Here is a 14978-nt window from a genome sequence, read left to right as displayed (position 1 = left end):
AGATTACTGTAAGGTAACCCGTTATGACGGCTCTCAATGACGCAGCGCGCGCAGCCATGCGCCGTGACGCCGAGGGCGGGGCAAATCGGTCGCAACCCGTACGCGGGGGCCGGGCCGCTGCCGAGCGAACTGGAACGACCCGAGCGTGGCAACCGTCGCGACGCTTTTTCGCCGCGGTCATCGCCATCGGCGGGATGCAGTTGCTGGCCACCATGGACAGCACCATCGCGATCGTCGCGCTCCCCAAGATCCAAGACGAGCTCAGCCTGACCGACGCCGGTCGCAGCTGGGTCATCACCGCCTATGTGTTGGCGTTCGGCGGGCTGATGCTGCTGGGCGGCCGGCTCGGCGACACCATCGGGCGCAAGCGCACCTTCATCGTGGGCGTCACGCTGTTCTCGATCGCCTCGATCCTGTGCGGCATCGCCTGGGACGAGACCACCCTGGTGATCGCCAGGTTGTTGCAGGGCGTCGGCGCCGCGATCGCCTCACCGACCGGCCTGGCGCTGATCGCGACGACGTTCCCCAAGGGCCCGGCCCGTAACGCCGCCACCGCCGTGTTCGCCGCCATGACCGGCGTCGGCTCGGTGATGGGTTTGGTCGTCGGCGGCGCGCTGACCGAAGTGTCTTGGCGCTGGGCGTTTTTGGTGAACGTGCCGATCGGCATGCTGGTGGTCTATCTGGCCCGCACCACCCTCCGAGAGACGCAGCGCGAGCGGCTCAAGCTCGACGCCGCGGGCGCGATCCTGGCCACGCTGGGCTGCACGGCCGCGGTGTTCGGCTTCTCGATGGGCCCCGAGCAGGGCTGGCTGTCGCCGGTGACGGTGGGCTCGGGAATCGCCGCGCTGACTTTCTTGGCGGCGTTCCTCTACGTCGAACGCACCGCGGAGAACCCCGTCGTGCCGTTCGAGCTGTTCAAGGACCGCAACCGGGTCGCCACGTTCGCCGCGATCTTTTTGGCCGGCGGGGTGATGTTCACGCTGACCGTGCTGATCGGGCTGTACGTGCAGGACATCATGGGCTACACGCCGCTGCGCGCGGGCATCGGCTTCATCCCGTTCGTCATCGCGCTCGGCATGGGGTTGGGCGTGTCGTCGCACCTGGTGTCGCTGTTCCCGCCGCGGGTGCTGGTGATCGCCGGCGGTGTGCTGGTGCTCGGCGCGATGATCTACGGCTCCACGCTGCACGGTGACATTCCGTACTTCCCGAACCTGGTGATCCCCATCACCGTCGGTGGGTTCGGCATCGGCATGATCGTCGTCCCGCTGACCGTGTCGGCCATCGCCGGTGTCGGCTTCGACCAGATCGGACCGGTGTCGGCGATCGCGCTGATGCTGCAGAACCTCGGCGGCCCACTGGTGTTGGCGGTCGTCCAGGCCGTGATCACCTCACGCACCCTGTACCTGGGCGGCACCACCGGCCCGGTGCACGACATGGACAGCGCGCAACTGCACGCGCTCGACCAGGGCTACACCTACGGCCTGCTGTGGGTGGCCGCGGTCGCGGTGATCGTCGGCTGCGCGGCGCTGTTCATCCGCTACACGGCCGCCGAGGTCGCCCACGCCCAAGAGGTCAAAGACGCGCTCGATCACGGCGAGCTGTAGCGATTTGGGCGTAGTTCGTCACGCCTAGCGTGACCAGGTACGCCGAAATCGCCGGTGGGTAGGCTCGCTATCCATGTCTGCCGGGTCGACGGACCGCGCGCCGCTGGCGTCGAAGGTGTTGGGCCCGGCGATCTTCGCGATCACCGGCATGCAGCTGATGTCGACGCTCGACGGCACGATCGTGATCGTCGCGCTGCCGCGGATACAGGCCGACCTCGGCCTGACCGACGTGAGCAAGAGCTGGGTGATCACCGCCTACGTGCTGGCGTTCGGCGGGTTGTTGCTGCTCGGCGGGCGCATCGGCGACGCCATCGGGCACAAGCGGGCGTTCCTGTCCGGCGTCGGGGTGTTCACGATCGCCTCGCTGGTGTGCGGCCTGGCCACCGACCCCACCACGCTGATCGTTGCGCGGGCGGTGCAGGGCACCGGGGCCGCGGTCGCCGCGCCCACCGGGCTCGCGTTGATCGCGACGACGTATGCGGTCGGGCAGGCCCGCAACCGGGCGCTGGCGATCTCGGCGGCCATGCAGGGCATCGGCTCGGTCACCGGCCTGGTGCTCGGCGGCGCGCTGACGGTGATCTCGTGGCGGCTGGCGTTTCTCATCAACGTGCCGATCGGCGTGGTGATCGCCGCCGTCGCGGTCACGCAGCCGGCCGAGACCCAGCACGAACGCCTCAAACTCGACGTCACCGGCGCACTGCTGGCCACGCTCGGCTGCACGTCGGCGGTGCTGGTCTTCACCCAGGGCCCACCGCGCGGGTGGATCGACCCGCTGGTGCTCGGCGCCGCGGCAGCGTCGGCGGTGTTCTTCCTCGGGTTCCTGCTCGTGGAGCGCACCGCGCAGCATCCCATCGTGCCGTTCTCGGTGTTCGACAACCGCAACCGGGTGATGACGTTCGTCGCGCTGTTTCTGGCCGGCGGCGTGATGCTGACCCTGACGGTGATGATCGGGCTGCTGGTGCAGGACGTGCTCGGGTACTCGGCGCTGAAAGCGGGCATCTGCTTCATCCCGTTCGCGCTGGCGTTCGCCGTGGGCAGCGCGACGGCGGCCAAGCTCGCCCCGCGCATCGCACCGCGCTGGCTGATCATCGGCGGCGGGGTGTTCGTCCTGGGCGCGATGCTGTACGGCTCGCTGCTGGACCGCAGCATCCCCTACTTCCCGGACCTGTTCGCGCCCATCGTCGTCGGCGGTTTCGGGATCGGGATGATCGCGGTGATCCTGCCGCTGTGCGCCATCGCCGGGGTGGGCCCCGGCGAGATCGGCCCGGTGTCCTCGATCACGCTCATGGTGCAGAACCTGGGCGGCCCGCTGGTGCTCGTCGTCATCCAGGCCGTGCAGACCTCCCGCACCCTGTATCTGGGCGGCACCACCGGCCCGGTCAACGACATGACGCCCGCCCAACTCGACGCGTTGGGGCAGGGCTACACGTACTCGCTGCTGTGGGTCGCCGGCGTCGCGGTGATGGTCGGCATCGCGGCGTTCGGGATCGGGTTCACCGCCCGCCAGATCGCCACCGCCCAGCACACCCGCGAAGCGGTGGAGGCCGGCGAACTGTAGCCGCGCCAGTCAGTAAGGTTGTCGGCTGTGATCACCCGCATGTCCGAGCTGTTCCTGCGCACGCTGCGCGACGACCCGGCCGACGCCGAGGTTCCCAGCCACAAGCTGCTGATCCGGGCCGGCTACATCCGCCCGGTCGGACCGGGCCTTTACAGCTGGCTTCCGCTGGGGCTGCGGGTGTTGCGCAAGATCGAGAACATCGTGCGCGAGGAGATGGCCGCGATCGGCGGCCAGGAGATCCTGTTTCCCGCGTTGCTTCCCAGGGCGCCCTACGAGGCGACGAACCGCTGGACCGAATACGGCGACAGCTTGTTTCGCTTGCAGGACCGCCGCGGCAACGACTACCTGCTCGGGCCGACCCACGAGGAGCTGTTCACGCTGACGGTCAAGGGCGAATACAGCAGCTACAAGGACTTTCCGCTGCTGCTGTTCCAGATCCAGACCAAGTACCGCGACGAGGCCAGGCCCCGCGCCGGGATTCTGCGCGGGCGCGAGTTCGTGATGAAGGACTCGTACTCCTTCGACACCTCCGATGACGGGCTGGCCGTTCAGTACCAGGCTCACCGCAGCGCCTACCAACGCATCTTCGACCGCCTCGGCGTGCGGTACGTCATCGTCTCGGCGGTGTCAGGTGCCATGGGCGGCAGCGCATCCGAGGAGTTTCTCGCCGAAAGCGACATCGGCGAGGACACGTTCGTCCGTTGCCTGGAATCCGGGTACGCCGCCAACGTCGAGGCGGTCACCACCGCGGCGCCGCCCGCGCTGCCCATCGACGGGCAACCCGAACCCAAGGTGTACGACACCCCCGGCACCCCGACCATCGCCACGCTGGTCGAGTGGGCCAACACCGCGCTGGACCGCACGGTCACCGCGGCCGACACACTGAAGAACGTCGTGCTGAAGGTGCGCCAACCGGGCGGCGAGTGGGAACTGCTGGCGGTGGGGGTGCCCGGCGACCGCGAGGTCGACGACAAACGCCTCGGCGCCGCGCTCGAACCCGCCGAGTACGCGATGCTCGACGACGCCGATTTCGCCAGGTATCCGTTTCTGGCCAAGGGCTACATCGGTCCGAAAGCATTGCTGGCCAACGGTGTTCGCTATCTCGTCGACCCGCGGGTGGTGGACGGCACGTCGTGGATCACCGGGGCCGACGAGCCCGGCAAGCACGTGGTGGGCCTGGTCGCGGGCCGTGACTTCGTGCCCGACGGCACCATCGAAGCCGCCGAGGTGCGCGACGGCGATCCGTCCCCGGACGGGGCCGGACCGCTGGTGTCGGCGCGCGGCATCGAGATCGGCCACATCTTCCAGCTCGGCCGCAAATACACCGACGCGTTCGAGGTGGACGTGCTCGGCGAGGACGGCAAGCCGGTGCGCCTGACCATGGGCTCCTACGGCATCGGGGTGTCGCGGCTGGTCGCGGTGATCGCCGAACAGCACCACGACGAGCTCGGTCTGGCCTGGCCGTCCTCGGTCTCGCCGTTCGACGCCCACCTGGTGATCGCCAACAAGGATGCCGCCGCCCGCGCCGGCGCGGAAAAGCTGGCCGCGGACCTGGACCGGCTCGGCGTCGAGGTCCTGCTCGACGACCGCACCGCCTCGCCAGGGGTGAAGTTCAAGGACGCCGAATTGCTCGGTGTGCCATGGATTGTCGTGGTTGGGCGCGGCTGGGCCGACGGTGTCGTCGAGCTGCGCAACCGGGTCACCGGCGAGACGCGGGAGATCGCCGTCGCGAACGCGGCCGCAGATGTCGCCGCGGCGCTCGGATAGCGGACGGGGCCCGTGCCGCCGGACGCGTCGAAGACCAGGGAACGGCTGCTCGACAGCGCAGCGCGGGCATTCGCCAGCGACGGGGTCTTCAACGCGTCGCTGATAGACATCACGCCGTCGAGCTCGCGGGGTCCGACGACTTCGGGCCCGGCGACTTCCGCGAGGGACTCACCGTGCTGTGCGAAGCGGCAGGCGCTGAAGCTCGACTCAACGACCTCGGCGATATGGCCCTGCGGCAGAACATGATCGGAGGCCTGGCCAACCGGCTCAAGGTGATGGATTGGGTACGGCAACACCCCGAAGTCGCGGCCGAGCCGGTCGGGGCGCCGCTAGTGGTCATCGGCCTGTTCCGGGCGGGTACGACATTCGTCAGCGAGCTGCTCGACCAGGATCGCACCAACCGCTCGCTGCAGCGCTGGGAGGCGGCCGACAGCGTCCCGCCGCCGTCGCACCGGACGTACCGGTCGGGTGCGCGCGTCGACGCCGCGGCCGCGGCCATCGACATGCTCGAATCGCTGAACCCGAAGGTCAAGGTGGTCCACCACGAGGACGCCGCCGGCCCCACCGAGTGCCTGACCCTGCTCGGACAGGACTTCAAGGGCCTGACCTGGGAGGCCATCGCCAACGTGCCGAGCTACAGCCGCTGGCTGCTGGGCGCCGACCACCGCTCGGCATACGAATACCACCGCACGGTGCTGCAGGTACTGCAGAGCGGCGGCGTGCGCGGCCACTGGACGCTGAAGAGCCCACATCACGCGATCGCGCTGGACGCGCTGACCGCCGTCTACCCCGACGCCCAACTGGTGGTGCTGCACCGCGACCCGGCGGTGCTGTGCGCGTCGGCGTGCAGCCTGTTGTCCACGCTGACAGGAACTTTCAGCGACGCCGACCACACCTCCTACATCGCCGAGCACTGGACCCGGATGCTCGAGGTGTCCATCGAGCGGATCGAGGCGTTTCGCCGCGCCGACCCCGCGCGCCGGATCATCGACGTGCGGTATGCCGACCTCGTCGCCGATCCGGTCGGCACCGTCGAGGCGATCTACGCCGGGTGCGGTCGCACGTTGTCGCCGCGGGCGCGCCTGGCCGTCTGCGGCTACGTCGACACCCATCCCCGGGGCCGATTCGGCAGCCACGGATATCGGCTCGAAGACTACGGACTGCAGGTGGGCGAGGTTCGCGAGCGGTCCGCGGACTACGTCGCGCGTTACGAGGTGCCCTTCGAGACCAGCCGCGCCTGAGCGCCGCGGTTGTGCGCTCTTATACGCCCGTCCCGGCGCGTCGCGGATGAAACCGCACCGCCGGCTCAGGATTCCTCGTTGCCGCCGGGGAACGCGACGGTGACCGGGTCGATGCCCAGCACCCGGCGCCACCGCGCGGCCATCACCGCGCACTGCGTCAGCGCGGCCACCGCGAACGCCCGGTCCTGCTGATCGGTGGCCTGTTCGACGACCGCACGCCAGGCGGTCGCGGCGTCGTCCTCCATCCGCACCGCGAGTTTCGCGGCGTCCACGGGGGTGTCGACGTCCAGCGGCAGCTGATACCCGGCCGCGGGCAGCGGCGCGTCGACGGACCGCTCGGCAAGCATGGCCAGCGCGGCCTCGCGGCGTTCGCGGTGCTCAGCGATCGCCTCGGACACCAGGTAATTGCGTTCGGGAAGCGAATGCGCGGACACCACCCCGTAGCCGTAGATCGTGGCGTGCTCGGTGGCCACGGCGTCGAACAACGCACCCTCGGCGGGATCCGCCGGACGCGACGGGGTGCTCGGCTGCGGCGCGGTCATGGCGTTCCCTCGGGAAAGGCGAGCGCGACGGTGTAGGCCGCGGTGCAGGCGGCCGCGATCGACGCCACCAGCCCGGCGCGGTAACCCGACAACGTGGCGGCCAGTTCGGTGGCGCTCTGCGCCGACACCCGCAGCGCGCCGACGACGTCCTTGGCGGTGGGGGCCCGGGTGGGCTCGGCCGTGGTGCTGGTCGGCGTCTCGGTCGGGGCGTCGTCGCCGCGTAGCCGGACCAGCTCGTCGGTGAGCGCCTGGGCGTGTGCGGACCGTTCGGCGGCGACGGCGGTGAGCGCCTGCGCGACGGCGCCGCGCGCGTTCGCGGCGGCGTCGGTGGCCAGCTGGCTGTCGGCGCGGGCACGGTTGAGCTGCGCGAGCAGCTCGTCGACTTCGGGTGGCGGTGGCGATCCGCAGCCGGCTGCGGTCACACCGAGCAGCGTCAGCGCGGCCGCCCCAAGCAACACACGACGCCTGCTGACGGTCGGCGGTGGGCTCGGCACGAGCAACATCTTGCCATCGCCGTCCCCGCGGGCGGCCGCGCGTTTGGCGCTTCCCTCGGCCGGCCTGGCGTATCGTGGGTAGTCGGTTTCAGTGTCTTGTAAAGCGTGCGCCGAGCCTATGTCCGAACAACTCAAGATGAGGAGCTCGCCGTGACGGAGCGGTCTGCGGAATTGCCGTCGCAGAAACAGGTGATCGAGCTGCTCGACGGCGAGTTCGCGCGTGCCGGCTATGAAATCGAGGACGTGGTGATCAATGCGGGCGCGCGTCCGCCGCGCGTCACGGTGGTGGTCGACGCCGACGACGGCCTCGACCTGGAATCCCTGGCCGAGCTGTCCCGCTCGGCGTCACAGCTGCTCGACCGTGTGGACGCCACGGCGGCACCCTACGTCCTCGAGGTCACCTCGCCGGGCGTGGACCGGCCGCTGACCGCCGAGAAGCACTATCGACGCGCCCACGGTCGCAAGGTGGAGTTGACGTTGTCCGACGGCTCCCAGCTCACCGGCCGGCTGGGTGAAACCGGCGGCGGCGCGGTGCGATTGGTGGTTCGCGAGGGCCGCAACGCCCACTTCACGGTGCGCGAACTTCCGTTGGAATCTATCGCGAAAGCCGTTGTCCAGGTGGAGTTTTCACCGCCAAATCCGCGAGAGCTGGAGCTGGTCGGCCGATCTGGGAAGGAGGCCGGGGCGTGAACATCGACATGGCGGCACTGCATGCGATCGAGGTGGACCGGGGCATCCCGGTGGGTGAACTCGTCGAGACGATCAAATCGGCGCTGTTGACCGCCTACCGGCACACCGAGGGGCACGCCGACGAGGCCCGCATCGAGATCGACCGCAAGACCGGCGAGGTCAAGGTGATTGCCACCGAACGCGACGCCGACGGCAACATCGTCACCGAGTGGGACGACACCCCGGAAGGGTTCGGCCGGGTCGCCGCGACCACCGCACGGCAGGTGATGCTGCAACGGTTCCGCGACGCCGAGAACGAGAAGACCTACGGCGAGTTCTCGGCGCGCGAGGGCGACATCGTCGCCGGCGTCATCCAGCGCGACGCCCGGGCCAACGCCCGCGGCCTCGTCGTCGTCCGGATCGGCAGCGAAACCAAGGGCTCCGAGGGCGTCATCCCCGTGGCCGAGCAGGTGCCCGGGGAACGCTACGAGCACGGCGACCGGCTGCGGTGCTACGTCGTCGGTGTCACCAGGGGCGCCCGCGAACCCCTGATCACGCTGTCGCGCACCCACCCCAACCTGGTGCGCAAACTGTTCTCGCTGGAGGTGCCCGAGATCGCCGACGGGTCGGTGGAGATCGTGGCGGTCGCGCGGGAGGCCGGCCACCGCTCGAAGATCGCGGTGACCTCGCGGGTGCCCGGCCTCAACGCCAAGGGCGCCTGCATCGGCCCGATGGGCCAGCGGGTGCGCAACGTGATGAGCGAGTTGTCCGGGGAGAAGATCGACATCATCGACTACGACCCCGACCCGGCGAAGTTCGTGGCCAACGCGCTTTCCCCGGCCAAGGTGGTGTCGGTGAGCATCATCGATGAGGCGGCCCGCGCGGCGCGCGTCGTCGTGCCCGACTTCCAGCTGTCGCTGGCCATCGGCAAGGAGGGCCAGAACGCCCGATTGGCGGCACGGCTGACCGGCTGGCGGATCGACATCCGCAGCGATGCCGCCGTCGCCGACAAGCCCGAACCCGACGCCGACCCGGCGCGCGGCGCCGTCCACGACCGTTAGGGTCGGCTGCTAGCCCACACGCCGACCAGCACAGCCGTTGCGAATCGCACCAGACGGGACGGTAGACTCACCTGTGATCCAGCGCGAGACTTCGGCTTCGACGCATCGACGCAGCTCCGACGCCATTGTCGGCCCGGTGCGGACATGCGTGGGCTGCCGAAAGCGAGAGCTGGCCGTCGAACTGCTTCGAGTGGTCGCTGTCGACAACGGAAGCGGGCCTGGGAATGGTGTCAGCGCCCTGACCGTTGATTCAGCGAGAAGGCTGCCGGGGCGGGGTGCGTGGTTGCATCCCGATCCGCAGTGTCTTGAGGTGGCGATTCGTCGGCGGGCTTTCGGTCGAGCGTTGCGTATCACCGGTTCACCGGACCTAACTGCGGTGATCGAGTACGTTAGCGCTGCCAGCAGCGCCGAACCGGCCGATCCACCCGGCAACAGAACAGGTAGCGAAGAACATGAGCACACCGTGAAGTCCCGATGACCATGTGTCATAGCTAAACCGAGGCGCGGCGCCTACCACCGCTGACGCCTCTAGAGATGGAGATGTAGTGGCAAAGGCCCGTGTACACGAGTTGGCCAAGGAACTCGGTGTCACCAGCAAGGAAGTACTCGCCCGGCTGAGCGAACAGGGCGAGTTCGTCAAATCAGCGTCCTCCACCGTGGAGGCACCCGTCGCGCGCCGGCTGCGCGAATCGTTCGGCGGCGGCAAGGCCGCTGAAGAGAAGGTCAAGGCCGACGGCAACGGCGCTTCGGCGGCCGCTCCCGCCAAGGCGGCCAAGGCTGCCAAGGCCCCGGCCAAGTCGGCGGCGCCCAAGCCGGCCGCGCCGGCAGAGCCTGCGGCGACCGCACCACCTGCGGCGGCAACCGCGCCGCCGCCTGCCGCGGCCGCACCGCCGGCAACCCCGGCTGCTCCGCCGGCCCGGCCCGGCCCGACGCCTGGTCCACGACCCGGCCCTTCGCCGAGCGCGCCGAAACCGGCGCCGCGCACACCGCGCGTCGGCAACAACCCGTTCTCCACGCAGCAGCCGGTCGACCGGCCGATTCCGCGGCCTGCGCCGCGCCCGGGCGCGCCCCGACCCGGCGCGCCTCGACCCGGCATGTCACCGGGCAACATGCCTCCGCGGCCGGCCGGGCCGCGTCCCGGCGCCGTGGGTCGCCCCGGCGGTCCGCGTCCGGGGCCAGGCGGCGGTGGTCGTCCGGCACCCGGCGGCGGCGGTGGTCGTCCGGGTGGTGGCGGCGGTTTCCGCGGCGGCGGCCCAGGAGGCGGCGGTTTCCGCGGTCGTCCCGGCGGCGGTGGCCGTCCCGGTCAGCGCGGGGGCGCGGCCGGTGCCTTCGGCCGTCCGGGCGGGGCGCCCAAGCGCGGTCGCAAGTCGAAGCGGCAAAAGCGCCAGGAATACGACTCGATGCAGGCGCCGGTCGTCGGCGGCGTGCGGCTGCCGCACGGCAACGGTGAGACGATCCGCCTTGCGCGCGGCGCATCGCTGAGCGACTTCGCCGAGAAGATCAACGCCAACCCGGCTGCGCTGGTGCAGGCGCTGTTCAACCTCGGTGAGATGGTCACCGCGACGCAGTCCGTCGGCGACGACACCCTCGAGCTGCTCGGCAGCGAGATGAACTACAAGGTTCAGGTCGTCAGCCCCGAGGACGAGGACCGCGAACTGCTCGAATCCTTCGACCTCACCTACGGCGAGGACGAGGGCGACGAGTCCGACCTGGTGAGCCGTCCGCCGGTGGTGACCGTGATGGGTCACGTCGACCACGGCAAGACCCGACTGCTCGACACCATCCGTAAGGCCAACGTCGGTGAGGCAGAGGCCGGCGGCATCACCCAGCACATCGGTGCCTACCAGGTCAGCGTGGAGCACGAGGGTGAGGAACGGCTCATAACCTTCATCGACACCCCGGGTCACGAGGCGTTCACCGCGATGCGTGCCCGCGGCGCGAAGGCCACCGACATCGCGATCCTGGTGGTGGCCGCCGACGACGGCGTCATGCCGCAGACGGTGGAGGCCATCAACCACGCGCAGGCCGCCGACGTGCCGATCGTGGTGGCGGTCAACAAGATCGACAAGGAAGGTGCCGACCCGGCCAAGATCCGTGGCCAGCTGACCGAATACGGTTTGGTGGCCGAGGATTTCGGCGGCGACACCATGTTCGTCGACATCTCGGCCAAGCAGGGCACCAACATCGATCAGCTGCTCGAGGCCGTGCTGCTGACCGCCGACGCCGCCCTGGATCTGCGGGCCAACCCCGACATGGAAGCCCAGGGCGTGGCCATCGAGGCCCACCTTGACCGCGGCCGCGGCCCGGTGGCGACCGTGCTCGTGCAGCGCGGCACGCTGCGCGTTGGCGACTCGATCGTGGCCGGCGACGCCTACGGCCGCGTGCGCCGCATGGTCGACGAGCACGGCGAGGACGTCACCGAGGCGCTTCCGTCGCGGCCGGTGCAGGTCATCGGCTTCACGTCGGTGCCAGGTGCCGGCGACAACCTGTTGGTCGTCGACGAGGACCGCATCGCCCGCCAGATCGCCGACCGGCGCAACGCGCGCAAACGCAACGCGCTGGCCGCGCGTTCGCGCAAGCGCATCAGCCTGGAGGACCTGGACAAGGCGCTGAAGGAAACCAGCCAGCTGAACCTGATCCTCAAGGGCGACAACGCCGGTACGGTCGAGGCCCTCGAGGAGGCCTTGATGGGCATCGAGGTGGACGACGAGGTACAGCTGCGCGTCATCGACCGCGGTGTCGGTGGCATCACCGAGACCAACGTCAACCTGGCGTCGGCGTCGGACGCGATCATCCTCGGGTTCAACGTGCGCGCCGAGGGCAAGGCGACCGAGCTGGCCAACCGCGAAGGCGTGGAGATCCGCTACTACTCGGTGATCTACCAGGCGATCGACGACATCGAGAAGGCCCTCAAGGGCATGCTCAAGCCGGTGTACGAGGAGCGCGAGCTCGGTCGTGCCGAGATCCGCGCGATCTTCCGGTCGTCGAAGGTCGGCAATATCGCGGGCTGCCTGGTCACCTCCGGGGTCGTGCGCCGCAACGCCAAGGCGCGGTTGCTGCGTGACAACGTCGTCGTCGCGGAGAACCTCACGGTGGCCTCGCTGCGTCGGGAGAAGGACGACGTCACCGAGGTCCGCGAGGGCTACGAATGCGGCTTGACGTTGACCTACTCCGACATCAAGGAAGGCGATGTCATCGAGACGTACGAGCTGGTCGAAAAAGAGAGGTCCTAGATGGCCGACCCGGCACGAGCACGCCGGCTGGCCAAACGAATCTTGACCATCGTCGCTTCGGCGATCGAGTACGAGATCAAGGATCCACGGCTGGCCGGCGTCACGATCACCGACGCCAAGGTCACCAACGACCTGCACGACGCCACGCTGTACTACACGGTGATGGGGCGCCAACTCGACGAGGAGCCCGACTATGCCGGCGCCGCCGCGGCGCTGGACAAGGCCAAGGGGGTGCTGCGGAGCAAGGTCGGTACGGCCACCGGGGTGCGATTCACCCCGACGCTCACCTTCGAGCGCGATACCGTGCCAGACACGGCGGTGCGGATGGCCGAACTGCTCGAGCGGGTCCGCGCCGCCGACGAGGATTTGGCGCGGGTTCGCCAAGGCGCCAAGCACGCCGGGGACGCGGACCCGTACCGTATCCCTGGGGAAGGCAGTGGGGGGCCGCAGGACTCTGAGGACACCGGTGACCACGACCGACAAGATGACTGACGCCGCCGTTGCGGCGCGGCCGGTTGTCGACGCGCGGGAATCGGCCGATCTGTTGTCGGCCGCGGCCAGTGTCAGCGTGGTCTGCCACGTCTATCCCGACGCGGACACGATGGGCGCGGGGCTGGCCCTCGCGCTGGTCCTGGACCAGACGGGCAAGGACGTCGAAGTCAGCTTCGCCGCCCCGGCCGACCTGCCCGAGTCGCTGCAGACGCTGCCCGGCGGTCACCTGTTGGTCAGCCCCGACGCGATGCGCCGCGACGCCGACCTGGTGGTGACCGTCGACATCCCCAGCGTGAACCGCCTGGGTGCGTTGGCCGAGCTGGCCGACCCGGGCCGTGAGGTGCTGGTGATCGACCACCACGCCTCTAACCAGCTGTTTGGCACCGCCAACTACGTCGACGCGTCGGCGGACTCGACCACGATGCTGGTGGCCGACCTGCTCGACGCCTGGGGCAAGCCGATCGACATCGGCGTTGCGCACTGCCTGTACGCGGGGCTGACCACCGACACCGGGTCGTTCCGCTGGGCCACCCCGCGCGCCCACCGGCTGGCCGCCCGGCTGGTCGAACTGGGGGTCGACAACGCGGTGATCAGCCGCGCGCTGCTGGACACGCATCCGTTCGCGTGGCTGCCGATGCTGTCGCGGGTCCTCGGGTCGGCGCGGTTGGTGCAGGACGCGCTGGGCGGGCGCGGCTTGGTGTACACCGTTGTGCCACATCCCGAATGGGCCAACGCCCGGCCGGAGGAAGTGGAGAGCATCGTCGACATCGTGCGCACCACCCAGGAGGCCGAGATCGCCGCGGTGTTCAAGGAGATCGAACCGGCACACTGGTCGGTGTCGATGCGCGCGAAGACCTTTGACCTTTCTCCTGTCGCGAGTGCGTTCGGCGGCGGCGGGCACCGGTTCGCCGCGGGCTATTCGGCCAACGGCACCGTCGACGAGGTCGTCGCGGCGCTGCTCGCGGCAATTGGCTGAGCCCGAGGGCGATCTGCCGGTCGCCGACGCCTCCGGTCGCCGGATCGCGGCGCTGGCGCTGCCCGCCCTCGGTGTGCTGGCCGCCGAGCCCATCTACCTGCTGTTCGACATCGCGATCGTCGGCCGGCTGGGCGCGCTGTCGCTGGCGGGGTTGGCCATCGGTGGGCTGATCCTGACCACGCTCAGCTCGCAGATGACGTTTCTGTCCTACGGCACGACCGCGCGTTCGGCCCGGTTCTTCGGTGCTGGCGACCGCCGGGCGGCGGTGGCCGAGGGCGTGCAGGCGACCTGGTTGGCGCTCGGCGTCGGCGTCGTGGTGGTGATGGCGGTGCAGGCGTTCGCGGTGCCGTTGGTCTCGGTGCTGGCGGGCGAGGCCGACGGCGGTGCGATCGCCGACGCGGCGCTGTCGTGGGTGCGGATCGCGATCTTCGGGGTGCCCGCGATCCTGGTCTCGGCGGCCGGCAACGGCTGGCTGCGCGGGGTGCAGGACACCGTGCGCCCGCTGCACTACGTCGTGGTGGGGTTTGGGCTTTCGGCGGTGTTGTGCCCGCTGCTGGTCTACGGCTGGCTGGGCATGCCGCGCCTGGAGCTGGCCGGCTCCGCCGTCGCCAACGTGGTGGGCCAATGGTTGGCGGCGCTGCTGTTCTTCCGTGCGCTGCTGGTCGAGAAGGTGCCGTTGACCATCCAGCCCGCGGTGCTGCGCGCCCAGATCGTGATGGGCCGCGACCTCATCCTGCGCACCATGGCGTTTCAGGCCTGCTTCGTCTCGGCGGGCGCGGTCGCCGCCCGGTTCGGTGCGGCGGCGGTGGCCGCGCACCAGGTGGTGCTGCAGCTGTGGAATTTCCTTGCGCTGGTGCTGGATTCACTGGCCATCGCCGCGCAGTCGTTGGTGGGTGCCGCGCTGGGCGCGGGTCAACTCGCACACGCGAAATCGGTGGCGTGGCGGGTGACGATCTTCTCGACGCTGGCGGCCTCGGTGCTCTCGATCGTGTTCGCGGTGGGCGCGTCGGTGTTTCCCGCGGTGTTCACCGACGACGAGTCGGTGCTCGACGCGATCGGGGTGCCGTGGTGGTTCATGGTGGCCCAACTGCCGGTCGCCGGAATCGTCTTCGCGCTCGACGGCGTGTTGTTGGGGGCCGGTGACGCGAAGTTCATGCGCAACGCGACGTTGATCAGCGCGCTGGTCGGGTTCCTGCCGTTGATCTGGTTGGCGCTGGCGTTCGGCTGGGGTCTGCTGGGTATCTGGGCGGGCCTGTCGACGTTCATGGTGTTGAGGTTGGCGTTCGTCGGTTGGCGCGCGTTCTCCGGCCGGTGGCTGATCCCCGGCACGGCATAGCTCGT

The 14978-nt window shown here is 69.7% G+C and carries 13 protein-coding genes; 11 read left to right on the top strand and 2 right to left on the bottom strand.

Annotated features, from left to right (window positions below; translation table 11 throughout):
* Positions 1 to 23: 23 nt before the first annotated feature.
* From G6N28_RS01190 to G6N28_RS01175, 4 genes are all read left to right on the top strand, one after another.
* Positions 24 to 1604, top strand: coding sequence for an MFS transporter (locus G6N28_RS01190; protein WP_163896660.1), 1581 nt, complete (start codon positions 24 to 26; stop codon positions 1602 to 1604).
* A 73-nt stretch (positions 1605 to 1677) separates the two neighbouring features.
* On the top strand, positions 1678 to 3162 hold the full coding sequence (locus G6N28_RS01185; RefSeq protein ID WP_163896659.1) for an MFS transporter: 1485 nt from the start codon (positions 1678 to 1680) through the stop codon (positions 3160 to 3162).
* Between the two features lie 27 nt (positions 3163 to 3189).
* The gene (locus G6N28_RS01180) at positions 3190 to 4929 is read left to right on the top strand and encodes a proline--tRNA ligase (protein ID WP_163896658.1); all 1740 of its coding nucleotides are present in this window, start codon (positions 3190 to 3192) and stop codon (positions 4927 to 4929) included.
* 173 nt (positions 4930 to 5102) lie between these two features.
* Positions 5103 to 6170, top strand: coding sequence for a sulfotransferase family protein (locus G6N28_RS01175; RefSeq protein WP_235674433.1), 1068 nt, complete (start codon positions 5103 to 5105; stop codon positions 6168 to 6170).
* Positions 6171 to 6235: 65 nt separating this feature from the next.
* On the opposite strand, the gene G6N28_RS01170 is transcribed toward G6N28_RS01175, so the two are convergent.
* Positions 6236 to 6712, bottom strand: a complete 477-nt coding sequence (locus tag G6N28_RS01170) for a ferritin-like domain-containing protein (protein ID WP_163896657.1) — start codon at positions 6710 to 6712, stop codon at positions 6236 to 6238.
* On the bottom strand, positions 6709 to 7215 hold the full coding sequence (locus G6N28_RS01165; RefSeq protein WP_163896656.1) for a hypothetical protein: 507 nt from the start codon (positions 7213 to 7215) through the stop codon (positions 6709 to 6711). The genes G6N28_RS01170 and G6N28_RS01165 overlap by 4 nt, the downstream gene beginning before the upstream one ends.
* A 141-nt stretch (positions 7216 to 7356) precedes the next feature.
* On the opposite strand from G6N28_RS01165, the gene rimP reads away from it, so the two are divergent.
* From rimP to G6N28_RS01130, 7 genes are all read left to right on the top strand, one after another.
* Complete coding sequence (gene rimP, locus G6N28_RS01160; RefSeq protein ID WP_163896655.1) at positions 7357 to 7896, top strand: ribosome maturation factor RimP; 540 nt, start codon at positions 7357 to 7359, stop codon at positions 7894 to 7896.
* On the top strand, positions 7893 to 8936 hold the full coding sequence (gene nusA, locus G6N28_RS01155; RefSeq protein ID WP_163896654.1) for a transcription termination factor NusA: 1044 nt from the start codon (positions 7893 to 7895) through the stop codon (positions 8934 to 8936). Before rimP ends, nusA begins: the two co-directional genes overlap by 4 nt.
* A 73-nt stretch (positions 8937 to 9009) precedes the next feature.
* A complete protein-coding gene (locus tag G6N28_RS01150) occupies positions 9010 to 9414 on the top strand; it encodes a YlxR family protein (protein ID WP_163896653.1) in 405 nt (134 codons plus the stop codon).
* A gap of 67 nt (positions 9415 to 9481) precedes the next feature.
* Positions 9482 to 12169: a translation initiation factor IF-2 gene (gene infB / locus G6N28_RS01145; RefSeq protein WP_163896652.1), complete on the top strand. Its 2688-nt coding sequence runs from the start codon at positions 9482 to 9484 to the stop codon at positions 12167 to 12169.
* On the top strand, positions 12170 to 12661 hold the full coding sequence (rbfA, locus tag G6N28_RS01140; protein ID WP_163896651.1) for a 30S ribosome-binding factor RbfA: 492 nt from the start codon (positions 12170 to 12172) through the stop codon (positions 12659 to 12661).
* Entirely contained in the window at positions 12636 to 13637 is a 1002-nt protein-coding gene (locus tag G6N28_RS01135) for a DHH family phosphoesterase (protein WP_407664937.1), read from the top strand. Before rbfA ends, G6N28_RS01135 begins: the two co-directional genes overlap by 26 nt.
* Positions 13630 to 14973: an MATE family efflux transporter gene (locus G6N28_RS01130; protein WP_163896650.1), complete on the top strand. Its 1344-nt coding sequence runs from the start codon at positions 13630 to 13632 to the stop codon at positions 14971 to 14973. Before G6N28_RS01135 ends, G6N28_RS01130 begins: the two co-directional genes overlap by 8 nt.
* Positions 14974 to 14978 lie beyond the last annotated feature (5 nt).

The organism is Mycolicibacterium pulveris (genome assembly GCF_010725725.1).
Classification (GTDB): Bacteria; Actinomycetota; Actinomycetes; order Mycobacteriales; family Mycobacteriaceae; genus Mycobacterium; species Mycobacterium pulveris.
The sequence above is the reverse complement of the archived record's forward strand: the minus strand, read 5'-3'. Positions and strand labels throughout refer to the sequence as shown.